The organism is Pseudoxanthomonas gei (genome assembly GCF_010119615.1).
Classification (GTDB): Bacteria; Pseudomonadota; Gammaproteobacteria; order Xanthomonadales; family Xanthomonadaceae; genus Pseudoxanthomonas_A; species Pseudoxanthomonas_A gei.
Genome location: NZ_QOVG01000011.1, coordinates 59,080 through 73,386, shown reverse-complemented (window position 1 = coordinate 73,386; position 14,307 = coordinate 59,080). Strand labels below are relative to the sequence as shown.

Genomic DNA, 14,307 nt, shown 5'->3' with positions numbered 1-14,307 from the left:
GGCCGCGACCCCGACCCCGACCCCAGCACCTGCCGGGCCGCCGCTGCCTGCAGCGGGCGCCCTGCTGGTGCCGGTCCAGGGCAAGACGGCCACTGACCTGGTGGATACCTTTACCGACGCGCGCAGCGAGGGCCGTGCGCACGATGCCATCGACATCATGGCGGCCGCAGGCACGCCGGTGCTGGCCGTGGCCGATGGTCGGGTGGAAAAGCTCTTCACCAGTGACCGGGGTGGCCTGACCCTGTATCAGTTCGAGCCCTCGGGCCAGTTCGCTTACTACTACGCGCACCTGCAGCGCTATGCAGACGGGCTGGCCGAGCAGCAGGCGATCAAGCGTGGGCAGGTGATCGGCTACGTCGGCGCCACCGGCAATGCCAGCCCCGACGCGCCGCACCTGCATTTCGCCGTCTTCGTACTGGGTCCGGAACGGCATTGGTGGGAAGGCACGGCGGTCAATCCGTATCCGCTGCTTACCGGCAAGCGTTGAGGCGGCCGGCCGACACCGGCTGCCGTGTCTGCGCGAGCCGCAGTCGGGCATCGCTGAAGTCAGGCGCAACGCCGGAGCCTGCGTGCTCCTCTGCGTGAACGATACTTCAGCCGTATGCGGCTGCCGCGCTCCCCCAGCGCTGCGCACGCTGTGTGCTTTGGGCAGATAATCGGCCCTTGATCGGGGAACGGGAACGCCGCCCATGGGGCTGAACGCACGAGTCGATGGTCCTGTCGCCGAGGACGTGGCGGCTATCGCGCGCTTGCAGGCCGTGCCGCGCATCCTTGAGGCCGTGGCCCACCTCACCGGCCTGCGCTTCGCTGCCGTGGCGCGTGTCACCGACACCAGCTGGACCGCCTGCGCGGTCTACGACCAGATGAATTTCGGCCTGCAGCCTGGCGGCGAACTGGCGCTGGAAACCACCATCTGCAACGAGATCCGCCACAGCCACCAGCCGGTCATATTCGGCCATGCCAGCGTGCATCCCGAATTCCGCCACCACCCCACGCCCAAGCTGTACGGATTCGAGAGCTACGTTTCGGTGCCGATCTTCCGCACCGACGGCAGCCTGTTCGGCACGCTCTGCGCGATCGATTCGCACCCGGCGGTGTTCAAGGACGAGCAGGTGCTGAAGGCGCTGGACCTGTTCGGGCAGCTTATCGGCGCGCAGCTCGAAGTACAGGAGCGCGCCGAGCGCGCCGAGTTGGACCTGCAGACGGCCCATGCGACCGGCGAGCTGCGCGACCAGTTCATCGCGGTGCTGGGCCACGACCTGCGCAATCCCATGCAGGCGATCAGCATGGCTTCCGAACTGCTGCAGATGGAACCGCTGGGCGAGCGCGCCCGTCGCAACGTGATGCGCATCCAGCAGAGCGTGGGGCGCATGGTCCACCTGGTGCATGACGTGCTGGACTTCGCGCGCGGGCGCCTGGGCGGGGGCATTCCGGTATCGCTGTACGCCGACAAGGAACTGGCGGGGGAACTGCTGCAGGTCGTGGAGGAAGTGCGCATCGCCTGCGCGCGTCCCGACATCCAGGCGCATATCGCCATCGAGGTGCCGGTGGTCTGCGATCGCCAGCGCATGGCCCAGCTGGTGTCCAACCTGCTCACCAATGCGGTCACCCATGGCGAACCCGGCGCCCCGATCCGCATCGAGGCGCGCGCGGCGGACGACCATTTCAGCCTTGCCGTGCACAGCCGCGGCACCATTTCCGATGACCACGCCGAACGCCTGTTCCGGCCCTTCACCCGCGCCGTTTCCGATCAGCCGCGTCCCGGCCTGGGGCTGGGTCTGTACATCGCGGCCGAAATCGCCCGGGCCCACGACGGCACGCTGTCGGTGGAGTCCATCGATGGCGGCACCGTGTTCCGTTTCAGCATGCCGTGCACCAGTCGCGCAGGCGCAGCTGTGGTGCACGACCAGGATTGAAGCGGGGATGCCTGGCCCTGACCGGAAAAGCGGCCGGTCGCATGCCGGGCTGCCGCTGTCCCGCCGATTGCCGACCCGGTGATCGGCGCCTGGATTGCCAGGCCGGCAATAAAAAAGCCGGGCATGGCCCGGCTTTGCATTCCAGCGCGGCTTGCGCGCGCCGCAGGTACGGTGCGTGGCTAACGCGAGCGTGGCCGGACCGAAGGCGTCGACTTGGGCACTTCTCCGCTCTGCGCGGGGGCGACCGTCTGCAACACCCGGGTCACGCCGAGCTTTTCGACCTTGCCGCCCGATTTTTCGTAATCGGCGATGTCGCTGGCAATGCGTTCGCTCTCGATGCGCTTGTGCGTGTTTCCGTCGCTACCGGCCGGCGGACCCTTGGGGGCCGGGCCTTTACCACTGGCTTTCTTGGCTTTCATCAATCCTCCTGCGATGCGGCGGATGCCTTGCGCACCCGCGCGGGTACCGCAGAGCGCGGCTTCCACCCCCACTATGCGCCTTTCAGCGCCGCGGGGGTGTGATCGGGGCCGGGGCCAGGCGGCAAGGACTTGGCCTGTCTGTGTTTCCGTTGGCGGAATTGACTGTTGCAGGTCGAGGCAGAGGCAGCGGGACCGCGAAAGCGCGCCGTGATCGGCGCCAGCCGGGCTCAGGCGCCGACCCGCCTGCGCACCGCATCGATATCGCGTACCGGCCGTACCTCGATGCAGCCGGTCTCGGCCCAGGGGAACTCCGAGGCGATGCGGACCGCCTCGTCCAGGTCGGCCGCCTCGATCAGGTTGAAACCACCGAGCATTTCCTTGGTTTCGGCAAAAGGCCCGTCGACCACGCTGGTGCGGCCGTTGCGAATGCGCACGGTCCTGGCCGTGGCCGGCGCTTCCAGCTGCATGGACTGCGACAACTTCCCCTGTGCGCGCAGCGCGTCGGCATGCACGAAGCACTCGTGCATTGTCGTGTCGAAGGCCTCCTCGGGCATCGCCCCGAGCAGGCTTTCGTCGTTGTAGATCAGGACCAGGAACTGCGGCATGGCGGCCTCCGTGTCGGGCCCCAACAAGTACCGTCAAGCCCGTCAGGGGTCAAGCCGCAGTGCGGTCGGGGATTGATATTCCCGGATACGGGACACCGGCCAGGGGAATGCTCCGGTACGATCCACGCTCTTTCGATGCGTCCTGCAGGCTCCCGTGGCTTCCATCATCTCCATCCAGAACCTGGGCAAGACCTACAAGTCGGGTTTCCAGGCGCTGAAATCGATCAACCTGGAAATCCGAAAGGGCGAGATCCTGGCCCTGCTTGGCCCCAACGGCGCCGGCAAGACCACCCTGATCAGCATCATCTGCGGCATCGTCAACCCCAGCAGCGGCACGGTCACTGCCGACGGCCATGACATCGTGCGCGACTACCGCGCCGCCCGCGCCAAGATCGGGCTGGTGCCGCAGGAACTGTCCACCGACGCGTTCGAGACGGTGTGGGCGACGGTGAAGTTCAGCCGCGGCCTGTTCGGCAAGGCCCCCGACCCGCGATACCTGGAGAAGGTGCTGCGCGACCTGTCGTTGTGGGACAAGAAGGACAGCAAGATCATGACCCTGTCCGGCGGCATGAAGCGCCGCGTGCTGATCGCCAAGGCGCTGTCGCACGAGCCGAGCATCCTGTTCCTTGACGAGCCCACCGCGGGCGTCGACGTGGAACTGCGCCGCGACATGTGGGAAATGGTGCGCAAGCTGCGCGAAAGCGGGGTCACCATCATCCTGACCACGCATTACATCGAAGAAGCCGAGGAGATGGCCGACCGCATCGGCGTGATCAGCAAGGGTGAACTCATCCTGGTCGAGGACAAGCACGTGCTGATGCGCAAGCTGGGCAAGAAGCAACTGACGCTCACCCTGCAGAACCCGCTGCAGGCGGTTCCGGCGCCGCTGGCAGACCTGCCCCTGGAAGTGGCCGCCGAGGGCCATTCGCTGGTCTACACCTTCGACGCGCAGGCCGAGGAAACCGGCATCGCCGCGCTGCTGAAGCGGCTGGGCGAGCACGGCATCGACTTCAAGGACCTGCATTCCAGCGAGAGCTCGCTGGAAGAGATCTTCGTCAGCCTGGTCCATGGCAGCCAGGAGGCGCGTCCATGAACGCCCTCCTCAACTGGCACGCGATCCGCGCGATCTATCGTTTCGAGATGGCGCGCACTTTCCGCACCATCACCCAGTCGATTGCCTCGCCGGTGCTGTCGACTTCCCTGTACTTCGTGGTGTTCGGCGCCGCCATCGGCTCGCGCATGGGCGAAGTGGACGGGATCAGCTACGGCGCCTTCATCATCCCCGGCCTGATCATGCTGTCGCTGCTGAACGAGAGCATCTCCAATGCCTCGTTCGGCATCTACATGCCCAAGTGGGCCGGCACCATCTACGAGCTGCTGTCGGCGCCGGTGTCCTACGTCGAAGTGGTGATCGGCTACGTGGGCGCGGCCGCGACCAAGTCGCTGATCCTGGGCCTGCTGATCCTGGTTACGGCGCGGATCTTCGTGCCTTATGAAATCGCCCATCCATTCTGGATGGTCGGCTTCCTGGTGCTCACCGCGGTGACCTTCAGCCTGTTCGGTTTCATCATCGGCCTGTGGGCCGACGACTTCCAGAAACTGCAGGTGATCCCGTTGATGATCGTGACCCCGCTGACCTTCCTGGGCGGCGCGTTCTACTCCATCAACATGCTGCCGCCGGTGTGGCAGAAGATCGCCCTGTTCAACCCGGTGGTGTACCTGATCAGCGGATTCCGCTGGAGCTTCTACGGCGTGGCCGACGTGAACGTGGTTGTCAGCCTGACCGCGATCGTGGGTTTCCTGGCGCTGTGCCTGGCGGCGGTCTGGTGGATCTTCAGGACGGGATGGAAGTTGAAGGCCTGACTCAGCTTTAATAGACCTGCCGGCCGGGGCGGCCGCAGGGGAAATCGATGATGAAAATGGCTGGGACGCTGGTTCTGCTGGCGGCGTGGATGCTTGCCGCGCCGGTTGTCGCACAGGTGGACGTGGAGGCGTACCTCAAGCGCGACCGCTACGAACGCATGAAGATCTCGCCCACCGGCGAATACATGGCGGTGACCGTGCCGCTGGAAGACCGGACTGCACTGGCGGTCCTGCGCCTCTCCGACATGACCATGACCGCCAAGGCCATCGCTGGCGAGAATTCGCTGGTCGACGATTTCTGGTGGGCCAACGACGAACGCGTGGTGTTGGGGATGGCCCAGCGCCTGGGCAGTCGCGACGCGCCCTATGCCATCGGCGAACTGCACGCGGTCAACGCAGATGGCAGCCGCCCGATGCTGCTGGCCAGTCCCTACGGCATCCCCGATTCGAATGCCGGCATCGGTGGCACCATCCGCATGAACCTGGAATCGGCGGTGTTCCTGATCGATCCGCTGGCCAGCGATCAACGCAACGTGCTGGTCGCATCGATGCTCCCGGGCAGCGATCCGCAGACCCGCGTGGAGAAATTGGATATCTACAATCGCCAGCGCACGTCGGTGGCCACGGCGCCGGTGCGCAATGCCCGTTTCACCGCCGACGTCTCCGGCGAAGTGCGTTTCGCCCGCGGCTCCGGCTACGACAACGTGAGCAAGCTGTACTACCGCGATGCCCGCGGCGAGGCCTGGCGACTGGTCAACGACGAGTCGAAAAGCGGAGTGGTGGTGCATGCGCTGGGATTTTCCGAGGACGGCAGGACTGCCTACCTGCAGAGCGAAATGGCTGCTGGTCCGGATGCGATCTTCGCCTACGACCCGGCCACGGGCAGCCGCAAGGAGTTGCTGCGCGACGTTGCCGTGGATCCATTGCGCACGATCCACCGGCTGGATGCCTACGAGCCGGCTGGCGCTTCGTTCATGACAGACCGCATCCGCAACCGCTTCTTCGACGAAGCCTCGCCTACCGCACGCCTGTACCGCACGCTGGAGAAAGCTTTTCCCAACGAAGCCGTGGCGGTTACCTCGACCACCGCCGATGGCAGCAAGGCTGTAGTGCATGTGTGGAGCGACCGCAACAACGGCGATTTCTACCTGTTCGACACCGTCAGGAAAACTGCGAGAGGCATCTACAGCCGCCGCGAATGGTTCGATCCGGAAAAGGTTCCGCCGACCCGGGCGGTCCAGCTGAATGCGCGCGATGGCATGACCCTGCACGGCTACCTCACTGTGCCGAGCGGCAGGGAAAAAGAACTGCCGGTGGTGATCCTGCCGCATGGCGGTCCGTTCGGCGTGTTCGATGAGTGGGGATTCGACGACGACAGCCAGATGCTGGCCGAGGCAGGCTACGCGGTGCTGCGCCTGAACTATCGCGGCTCGGGCAACTATGGCCGCGACTACCTCCAAGCTGGTGCGCGGCAGTGGGGCAAGGCCATGCAGGACGATCTGACTGACGCCACCCGCTGGCTGATCGCGCAGCAGATCGCCGACCCGTCGCGCATCTGCATCTTCGGCGGCAGCTATGGCGGATATGCAGCGCTGATGGGTGCCGCGAGGGAACCGGGGTTGTACGCGTGCGCGGTGGGTTACGTAGGCGTGTACGACCTGGAGAAGATGCACAAGGACACTGCCGCCGACAGCCGTTCTCTGAAAACCTGGGCTGGCGACTGGCTGGGCGAACGCGATGCGCTGGGCGCGGTGTCGCCGGTGAACCTGGCGGGCCGGATCAAGGCGCCGGTGTTCCTGGCAGCGGGCGGCAAGGACGAACGTGCACCCATCGCGCATAGCAAGAAGATGGAGAAGGCGTTGAAGGCCGCGGGCGTGCCGGTGGAGACGCTGTACTTCCCCAGCGAGGGCCACGGCTTCTACACCGATGAACACCGGCGCGAATACTACACGCGCCTGCTTTCCTTCCTTTCGAAGCATCTGGGTGGCGCCACTGCGAAGTGAGGCCAAGTTGTCGATCTTCCGCAGCGACGGGAGCTTGACGGCTCTCGCTCTGCAGTCCTGGGAATCAGGCGTCCTTGCCGCTGCCCAGGTGATGGCTGAAGGTGGTCGCCGCATGCACGGCCAGTGCGCAGCCGATGGGATGCACGATCTCGATGATGGCGCGTTGCACGGCATCGCCGCCCGCGGGCAGCCACCACAACACGAGCGCGTAGGTGGCCAGGCCGACCAGCGCTCCGGCGAATGCATGCCATTTCCAGCCTGCGTCGCGGTCGGCGAGCCAAAGCATGAGCGCACCCAGCAAGGCGTACTCGATGCCCTTGATGCCGGCACCCAGCCACGCGATCGCGGTGGGGGCGCTTTCCTTGCCAAGCAGTTCCAGCATTGCCTTGTGCAGCGAACGCGCCAGCAGGAATGCGATTGGCGCTCCCACCAGCCCGACCACACCAGCGGACGAAATCTTTCCCCGCGCGGCGCTTTGACCCGCGGCGAGGATGGCGCAGATCAAAGAAGACCAGGATATTTTCTGTACGGTGTCGGCCACCAGGGTGACTGTTTCCGGTAATACGCCTTGCAGCACCTGGACCAGCAACACCATCACTTCGATAAGCAAGCCCAGGAACACGCCCAACCATGCGCCGCGCAACATGCTGCGCACGATGACGGAGCGGGGCCGGGTCACATTGGCATCGGTGGCAGTGGAAGTCATGGCGCAGGTTGGCTGGCGGTTGCGGTGCGGCGGGAGCGGCTCGCACGAAATTTCTGCACGCGGCTCCTGTCACTTCAATACGAAGTGCGGCCGCAGGGCCGGCCAGGCCATGTTTGCCGAATCTGGCGATGCACGGGGAACGCTTCGCACTCTGCGGCGAAGAAGCCTGGCTGCCACAGTGCAGCGATGGATCGCCGTTGATCGCGATATGACGGCAATCAACCGGTCCGGCCAGGATCACAACGCGTTGACAGCGGCAGGCAGGCACCGCGGACGGCCACCCGCCGGTGGCCCGGTCCGCCGTCAGGCGTTGTCGCGGTAGTAGGCCACCACTTCGCCCTTGACCTTGATGGTCATCGGATTGCCGCGGCGATCCTTGGACTTGCCGACCTGCACGCGGATCCAGCCTTCGCTGACACTGTATTCCTCGACATTGTCGCGCTCGACGCCGTTGAAGCGGATGCCGACGCCGCGATCGATGGCGGCCTCGTCATGGAACGGGCTGGCGGGATTGATGGCGAGGTGGTCGGGAGGCGTGTCGGACATGGCGGTTCTGCAGTGGGTTTGGCTGGACCCAAAGGATAAACGCCTGCGCTGGTTTAGTCTTGCCGCATGACCGAATCCGCCGCCGTCACCGAATCCGCCACTCCCGTGCGCGAGCGCCACGACCTTATCGATGCCCTGCGTGGCTTTGCGCTGGGCGGCGTGCTGATGGTCAACCTGGCCTCCTTCAGCCTCTACGAATTCCTGCCGGACCCTGCGCGTTCCGCCCTGCCTACCGCAGCCTTCGATGCGCTGGCGTTGCAGGCGATGGAATTGCTGGTGAACATCAAGTTCATCACCCTGTTCTCGCTGCTGTTCGGGCTTGGGTTTTCGCTGCAGATGGAACGCGCGCAGGCCAGTGGCGGGCTGGCCCGGTTCGTGCGGCGAATGCTGATCCTGCTGGTCATCGGCTTGCTGCACAGCTGGCTGTTGTGGTGGGGCGACATCCTGCTTACCTACGCTGTCGTGGGCCTGGTGCTGGTGTGTTTCCGGCGCGCGCCCGGCTGGCTGTTGCTCGCTTGCGGCCTGGCGCTGGCTCTGGTGGTGCCACCGTTGCTGTCGCCCTGGATGCGGGAGATCCTTTCCGCATGGCCGAAGCAGTCCGAGGCTTACGCCGGTGCATTGCAGGCATTTGCCTCCGCGTCGCCGACCCAGGCCCTGCGCGGCAACCTGGAGATGGCCTCCTGGGCGCGGGTCTCCAATTGGGCCCTGCTTTGCTTCGTGCTGGGCCGGTTCCTGCTTGGTTACTGGGCAGGAAGACGCGGCCTCTTGCAACGGCCATCGGGGCATCGGGTCCTGATTGCACGGCTGTTCTGGGGAGGACTGGCGCTGGGCGCTGCGCTGACGTGGCTGCAGTTCACCCAGGCCGGGCTGCGCGAACAGTACGCGTGGCTCGATACCGAAGCGTCGAAATTCGCCATCCGGGTGTTGCTGCGCGGTGGACCGTTGGCCCTGGGCGTGGCCTATGCGGCCGGATTCGCCTTGCTGTTCCTGCGGCCGGGGTGGCAAAGGTGGATGTGCATGCTGGCACCTATGGGGCGCATGGCGCTCACCCATTACCTGCTGCAGAGCATGCTGGGCGTCGTCCTGTTTTATGGGATCGGCCTGGATATCGGCCCGCGCTGGGGCGTGGCCGGCTGGCTTGCCGCCTGGATGCTGATCTATTCGGGTCAAGTGGCGCTCAGCCACTGGTGGCTGGCGCGTTTCCGCTTCGGACCGGTCGAATGGTTGTGGCGGTCGCTGACCTACGGGCGCCTGCAGCCGACCCGCACCGCGCGGCCCGTGCTCGCCTGAGTTGCCTCAGTCGCGCCGCCCGCTGGCCTGGGCCCGGGCGTTGCGGATCACCGCACGCATCCGCTCCCGGTCGACGTGGCGCGATATGGGGTTCACGCCCAGCAGCATGGCCTGTTCGCGCATCTCGACGGTGATGTCGTAATGCGCGCCGCTGGGCTTGTCCTGGAAGGCGCGTCGCGGCAGGCCCAGTTGCGCGGCCATCGCATGCAGTTCTTCCAGGCTGTCGGCCATCAGGTGGGCCCAGCGCTGGCCGCGCCACAAGGTCACTGCATCGTCCACGTATACGGTCATGCACCAAGTTTTCCACACTCGCCGCCGCCGTGCGAAGGCTGTCAGCGAACTGCGCCCTCCGGGTCGCGGTTATTCACGAGGAAAGGCTTTCCAAGCCGGTCCGCAGGCGGCACTATCTGCACCCGCACCGCGATTCCGGCCCTTTCCCATGCCTGACAACGAAGCCGATTACGGCGATCACGAAGCAGAGCCCCAGGACGCCGACGAGGTCGATGAGCTGTCCAGCGAGGCGTTGGCCTGGCAGCTGCTGTTGCTGATCAATCCGGGCGACGAGGAAACGGCGCTGCGGCAGTTCTCGGTGTACCAGGAGGCCGCCGCGGAGGCCGGCGAGGACGTCGAGCCGGTGTGGCTGCTCAAGGACGCCATCGACTGGACCTCGGGGTTTTTCATCGACTGGAAAGACACCGAGACCTTCATCGACAGTGTCACCGAGCTGGTGCGGCGCTGGAACCTGGAGATCGACTGGGGCGGTGATCCGTCGGACGAGGAATTCCTGCAAGGCACCGACATTCCCGCCCTGATGTCCACGGCCTACGATGGACTGCGCGAACGGGGCTACACCCTATGGACCTGGGACACCGGCAGCGACAGCTTCGGCGGCTGGATCACCCTGAGCCGTGATGACGAGGCAATGCGACTGGTGGCAGTGGCCATGAACATCGAACTGCGCCCGGGCAGCGATTCGTTCTGATCCCCAGCGGGGCGGGAGCAGGGCCAGCCTGCTCCCGCACGCTTTCACTCTTCTTCGTCATCGCCGCCCTGGGCACGCGATGGCTGGCGGCGGCTGGCTTCCTGCTGGTCTTCCTGGGCTGCGTAGCTGCGCTTGCCGGCCTGTTCGTCGGCGGGAAGGTTGGTGCGCTTGTTCATGGCGGTGCTCCGTAGGCGGACTGGCCGGGCACCCAACGTGCCCGGTGTTCGCGTTGTAGGGGACCTCGTGTTAACCGCCTGCGACCTTGCGAGCAAGCGTTTTTCACGCGCCGCTCCCGATCCGCCCCGAAGCGGCCGTCAGCCCTTCCGCAGTCGCGGCTTGAACGGACCGGCGCAGCGGATGTGTGATTCGATGTGCATGCGCGCCAGCTCCACATAGTTCGCCTTGGGCCCGCTGCCGCTGCCGTGCACCTCGCCAAGGTACTCGCCATCGGCCCACACCTTGCCGACCCACTGCGCTTCGTTCTCGCCGATGGTCATGGACACGGTATAGCGCATGTCCTTGTCATCCAGGTTCTTGCAGCCATAGACCATGGGGAACTGGGCGGTGAAGACGGTGTCTTCGGACAGCCGGGTCAGGTGCTGGCGGGTGCGGTCCATGATCTTCTTGCGCGCATGCTCGACCACCGTGTCCACGGCATTGCGCACGTACTCGGAGCGCTCCATGAAGAAATCGATCGCTTCGGAAGGGCTGTAGGCGTTTTTCTTGATCCAGTCGGTGAATGCGACTTCCAACTCCACCGAGCCGGCCTTGAGCTTCTGGTTCATGCGTTGCGACCTCCTGTGCTGGCGCTGCGGATCCCCAGAAGCGTGGTTCCGGCGGCGCGACCCCAAATGAGCGGCGATTGTCGGGAAGCAATTGTTAACGTCGTGCGAGTACTTGTTTCGGCCGTCGTCAGCTACCGGTGCGCACCATGCGCTGCAGCAGGTGTTCCATGATCGACGGCATGTCACCGCACTTGCCCATGTGCACGGGCGAGGTCTGGATGATCGAACTGCGGCGCGCCGTCAACCAGTGGAAGCGCGCGCGCTGGGGCAGCAGTCCGATCGGGCCGGTGCCCTCACCGCCGCGGCAGATGGCCGGGATGGTGTCCAGGTGACGACGCAGCGATTCCAGGTCCAGGTCCGGGGCCAGCGCCAATACGCGCGGTTCGTCAAGTTCGATGCGGGCTTCCAGATAGCGCAAGGCTTCGCAGGACAGGATCACCCCCACGTTGATGAACTCCTCGCGTTCGACCCGCGGCACCACCCGGATCACCGCGTAGTCGTAATGACTGGACGGGCTATCGGCGTGCATCGATTGCCTCCTGCACGAAGGCCTGGCGCTGTTCAAGGCGCTTGACCAGGTAGTCGACGTAGGCCGCGCGCTGGGTGGATGGATCGGCGAAGGCGTCGGCGCCCGCCAGCCAGGCATCGGGCACTTGCGCCACGATGTCGCCCAGCAGCTCGCGGCCAAGCCTGCGCGACAGTTCCTCGTCCGCTTCGGCCAGGCCATCGGCCCAGGGCAGCAGCACGTGGTCCTTGATCAGTTTGAAGGGATTGCCCGCATTGCCGCTGCCGCCATCCCAGCCGTGCTGGAAGTAGAGCGCCGCGCCATGGTCGATCAGCCACAGCTTGCGATGCCAGATCAGCAGGTTGGTGTTGCGCGGCGTGCGGTCGACGTTGCTGACATAGGCGTCGAACCAGACGATGCGCGAGGCCAGGGCGGCGCTGGGCTGTTCGGCGACCGGATCGAAGTTGACCGCGCCCGGCAGGTAATCCAGCGCCAGGTTCAGGCCCGCGCTGGCGCGGATCAGGTGCTGGATCTCCGGATCCGGCTCGGTACGCGCCAGGTCCGGGTCCAGGTCCAGCAGCACGATCTCGGGGATGGGCAGCTGCAGCGCCCGCGCAATGCCACCGGCGATGAGCTCGGCCACCAGCGCCTTGGCACCCTGGCCGGCACCGCGGAACTTGAGCACGTACATGCCGTCATCGTCGGCCTCGACCACCGCCGGCAGCGAGCCACCTTCGCGCAGCGGAGTGACGTAGCGGGTGGCGGAAACGGTGCGCAGGTCCATGCGCACAAGGATAACGGCAAGAAGCGCCGGCTTCGTCGCCGATTGCCAGAGCCCGGCGCTCAGCGCATCCCGAGCCGGCGCTGGTCATTGAGTTCGCGCCGGATCCAGCTGTCCAGCATGCGTTTTTCATGGCGCAGTGGATCGCTGTCGAGGCCGTTGCCGCCACGGGAGAGGAAGCCCATGTCGACCAGCTTGCGTTCGCCCCGGTCGATCACCTGGCCGTCGCTGCCATAGCGGACGAAGGTGAACGTCATGCGCGGCGGATAGATGTCGCGCACGATGCGCACGTCCTGCCCGCTCGTCCCATGCCAGGGCTCGTAGTCGCCGGCCCGCTTGATGTCGGTGATGTTGAACTCGACGCGTTGCCCTGCCGGCAAGACTTTTTCGGTGCCCTTGCGCAGGTGCTCCGCCAGTTTCACCACCCAGTCGCCGCGTTGCGCTTCCCAGCGATTGTGGCTGTAACGCAATTCGGTGAACTGGGCCGGATCGCTCCAGCTCACGCTGACCGGGCCGCTGGCCGGGAGGCTGCGGGGCGCGTCGGGGTCGGTGACATTGGCGGGCCTGGCGCTGACCGGGCCCGCGAACAGCAAGGCCGACAGCAACACCGCAACCAGTGATGGGATCTTCATCTTCGAACTCCAGTGGCCGGGGGACCACAGTCTGCTCCGATCGGCCTGCGATGCGTCACGCGGTGGCAGTCGAGCCACCCGTGGTTGCAGGCTGTTCATGCGCAACCCGCGTCAGTCGGCCGCAATGCCTTCGGCACCGCCGCGGCGCAACGGATCAGGAAAGGCTGCGCCCTGTTCGGTGAAAGCCAGCGAGAGCGAATTCAGGCAGTGGCGTTCGCCGGTGGGCGGTGGGCCATCCGGGAACACGTGACCCAGGTGGCTGTCGCAACGTGCGCAGACGATTTCAGTGCGGATCATGCCGTAGCTGGTGTCGCGGATCGTCCTCACATGCGCCTGGTCGTAAGGCTGGAAGAAACTGGGCCAGCCGGTGCCGGAATCGAACTTGGCACTGGAACGGAACAGCGGCAGGCCGCACAGGCGGCAGGTGTAGACGCCTTCCAGCTTGTTGTCGAGGAACACGCCGCAGAACGCAGCCTCGGTGCCGTGTTCCAGCAATACGCGGCGCTCTTCCCCAGTCAGCGGGGCGACCAGCGCCTGGCGTTCGGCGGGATCGGGCGGGGTCAGGTCGAAGGCGCTCATATCGATTCCTTGTTCAGTGGAATTGCCATTGTGCAGGGGCGCGCCTTGCGAAGCGGCCAGGTGTTGACCCAAGGTGGGGGCGGGGTCAGCATGTTTCCAGATTACCGGGAGAGACGGGCAATGGCGTTTGCGACAGGCAGTTTCGAAGTGCAGATGCAACCGCAGGGACCAGGCGATGTCGGACCTGGCTCCAGCCTGGGCAGGATGTCGCTGGACAAGCAGTTCAACGGCGATTTGCAGGCCGTCGGCAAGGGCGAGATGCTGGCGGCACGCAGCAACATTCCCACCTCGGCTGCGTACGTGGCCATCGAGCGGGTCACCGGCACCCTGCACGGCCGTGGCGGCAGTTTCACCCTGGTGCACCGCGGCGTGATGACGGCCTCGGGGCAGACCCTTTCGATCGAGGTGGTACCGGACACGGGAACCGATGCGCTGGCCGGCCTGACCGGGACGCTGGTTATCCGGATTGAAAGCGGCAAGCATTACTACGATTTCGACTACGGGCTGCCTTCGCACCCGTGACCCGCCGACAGGGGATGCCCTGCGGACGACCTGCAGGCCGGGCCTGGCCCGTCGCACCAGGCCACGCGGGCAGCAGCAAAAATGACGCGTGGCCGCGACAAGGCGCAACGGGCGCGACCAACAAAAAGGGGACGACCGAGGTCGTCCCCTTTTCGGTGATGCGCAAGCGACGA

Annotated in this window: 19 protein-coding genes; 8 read left to right on the top strand and 11 right to left on the bottom strand. The window is 65.6% G+C overall.

Features of this window, described 5'->3' with window-relative positions; all coding sequences use genetic code 11:
• Both DT603_RS14770 and DT603_RS14765 read left to right on the top strand, forming a co-directional pair.
• Window positions 1-487: M23 family metallopeptidase (locus DT603_RS14770; RefSeq protein ID WP_162350750.1), on the top strand; the 487-nt coding region annotated here is incomplete at its 5' end.
• 202 nt (window positions 488-689) lie between these two features.
• Window positions 690-1,916, top strand: a complete 1,227-nt coding sequence (locus tag DT603_RS14765; RefSeq protein WP_162350749.1) for a GAF domain-containing sensor histidine kinase — start codon at window positions 690-692, stop codon at window positions 1,914-1,916.
• A 179-nt stretch (window positions 1,917-2,095) separates the two neighbouring features.
• On the opposite strand, the gene DT603_RS14760 is transcribed toward DT603_RS14765, so the two are convergent.
• Together DT603_RS14760 and DT603_RS14755 are read right to left on the bottom strand one after the other, a co-directional pair.
• Window positions 2,096-2,335, bottom strand: coding sequence for a hypothetical protein (locus DT603_RS14760; protein WP_162350748.1), 240 nt, complete (start codon window positions 2,333-2,335; stop codon window positions 2,096-2,098).
• 227 nt (window positions 2,336-2,562) lie between these two features.
• Window positions 2,563-2,940 (bottom strand): YciI family protein, encoded by a 378-nt coding sequence (locus DT603_RS14755; protein ID WP_162350747.1) that lies wholly within the window; start codon window positions 2,938-2,940, stop codon window positions 2,563-2,565.
• Between the two features lie 154 nt (window positions 2,941-3,094).
• Between DT603_RS14755 and DT603_RS14750 the strand changes: the two genes are divergently transcribed.
• The 3 genes from DT603_RS14750 to DT603_RS14740 are packed head-to-tail and all read left to right on the top strand — an operon-like array spanning window position 3,095 to window position 6,806.
• The gene (locus DT603_RS14750; protein ID WP_162350746.1) at window positions 3,095-4,033 is read left to right on the top strand and encodes an ATP-binding cassette domain-containing protein; all 939 of its coding nucleotides are present in this window, start codon (window positions 3,095-3,097) and stop codon (window positions 4,031-4,033) included.
• Window positions 4,030-4,803 carry an ABC transporter permease gene (locus DT603_RS14745; protein WP_162350745.1) on the top strand — a complete coding sequence of 258 codons (774 nt, stop codon included), beginning with the start codon at window positions 4,030-4,032 and terminating at the stop codon, window positions 4,801-4,803. Before DT603_RS14750 ends, DT603_RS14745 begins: the two co-directional genes overlap by 4 nt.
• Before the next feature lie 56 nt (window positions 4,804-4,859).
• Window positions 4,860-6,806, top strand: a complete 1,947-nt coding sequence (locus DT603_RS14740; protein ID WP_162350758.1) for an alpha/beta hydrolase family protein — start codon at window positions 4,860-4,862, stop codon at window positions 6,804-6,806.
• A gap of 64 nt (window positions 6,807-6,870) precedes the next feature.
• Here DT603_RS14740 and DT603_RS14735 read toward each other — a convergent pair whose 3' ends face one another.
• Together DT603_RS14735 and DT603_RS14730 are read right to left on the bottom strand one after the other, a co-directional pair.
• A complete protein-coding gene (locus tag DT603_RS14735; RefSeq protein ID WP_162350744.1) occupies window positions 6,871-7,512 on the bottom strand; it encodes a hypothetical protein in 642 nt (213 codons plus the stop codon).
• Between the two features lie 303 nt (window positions 7,513-7,815).
• Complete coding sequence (locus DT603_RS14730) at window positions 7,816-8,058, bottom strand: DUF3297 family protein (RefSeq protein WP_162350743.1); 243 nt, start codon at window positions 8,056-8,058, stop codon at window positions 7,816-7,818.
• 66 nt (window positions 8,059-8,124) lie between these two features.
• On the opposite strand from DT603_RS14730, the gene DT603_RS14725 reads away from it, so the two are divergent.
• Window positions 8,125-9,348, top strand: coding sequence for a DUF418 domain-containing protein (locus DT603_RS14725; RefSeq protein ID WP_162350742.1), 1,224 nt, complete (start codon window positions 8,125-8,127; stop codon window positions 9,346-9,348).
• A gap of 6 nt (window positions 9,349-9,354) precedes the next feature.
• On the opposite strand, the gene DT603_RS14720 is transcribed toward DT603_RS14725, so the two are convergent.
• A complete protein-coding gene (locus tag DT603_RS14720; RefSeq protein WP_162350741.1) occupies window positions 9,355-9,639 on the bottom strand; it encodes a DUF4031 domain-containing protein in 285 nt (94 codons plus the stop codon).
• Window positions 9,640-9,787: 148 nt separating this feature from the next.
• Between DT603_RS14720 and DT603_RS14715 the strand changes: the two genes are divergently transcribed.
• The gene (locus DT603_RS14715; protein ID WP_162350740.1) at window positions 9,788-10,330 is read left to right on the top strand and encodes a DUF6630 family protein; all 543 of its coding nucleotides are present in this window, start codon (window positions 9,788-9,790) and stop codon (window positions 10,328-10,330) included.
• Between the two features lie 44 nt (window positions 10,331-10,374).
• On the opposite strand, the gene DT603_RS16230 is transcribed toward DT603_RS14715, so the two are convergent.
• From DT603_RS16230 to msrB, 6 genes are all read right to left on the bottom strand, one after another.
• Complete coding sequence (locus DT603_RS16230; protein WP_281350923.1) at window positions 10,375-10,506, bottom strand: hypothetical protein; 132 nt, start codon at window positions 10,504-10,506, stop codon at window positions 10,375-10,377.
• 138 nt (window positions 10,507-10,644) lie between these two features.
• Window positions 10,645-11,115: a hypothetical protein gene (locus DT603_RS14710; protein WP_162350739.1), complete on the bottom strand. Its 471-nt coding sequence runs from the start codon at window positions 11,113-11,115 to the stop codon at window positions 10,645-10,647.
• Between the two features lie 127 nt (window positions 11,116-11,242).
• Window positions 11,243-11,644 (bottom strand): DUF3037 domain-containing protein, encoded by a 402-nt coding sequence (locus tag DT603_RS14705; protein WP_162350738.1) that lies wholly within the window; start codon window positions 11,642-11,644, stop codon window positions 11,243-11,245.
• Complete coding sequence (locus tag DT603_RS14700) at window positions 11,631-12,398, bottom strand: HipA family kinase (protein ID WP_162350757.1); 768 nt, start codon at window positions 12,396-12,398, stop codon at window positions 11,631-11,633. The genes DT603_RS14705 and DT603_RS14700 overlap by 14 nt, the downstream gene beginning before the upstream one ends.
• Window positions 12,399-12,463: 65 nt before the next feature.
• The gene (locus tag DT603_RS14695) at window positions 12,464-13,033 is read right to left on the bottom strand and encodes a DUF3016 domain-containing protein (protein WP_162350737.1); all 570 of its coding nucleotides are present in this window, start codon (window positions 13,031-13,033) and stop codon (window positions 12,464-12,466) included.
• 111 nt (window positions 13,034-13,144) lie between these two features.
• Window positions 13,145-13,612 (bottom strand): peptide-methionine (R)-S-oxide reductase MsrB, encoded by a 468-nt coding sequence (gene msrB, locus DT603_RS14690; protein WP_162350736.1) that lies wholly within the window; start codon window positions 13,610-13,612, stop codon window positions 13,145-13,147.
• A 120-nt stretch (window positions 13,613-13,732) separates the two neighbouring features.
• On the opposite strand from msrB, the gene DT603_RS14685 reads away from it, so the two are divergent.
• Window positions 13,733-14,134 (top strand): DUF3224 domain-containing protein, encoded by a 402-nt coding sequence (locus tag DT603_RS14685; protein ID WP_162350735.1) that lies wholly within the window; start codon window positions 13,733-13,735, stop codon window positions 14,132-14,134.
• The last annotated feature ends 173 nt before the right edge of the window (window positions 14,135-14,307 follow it).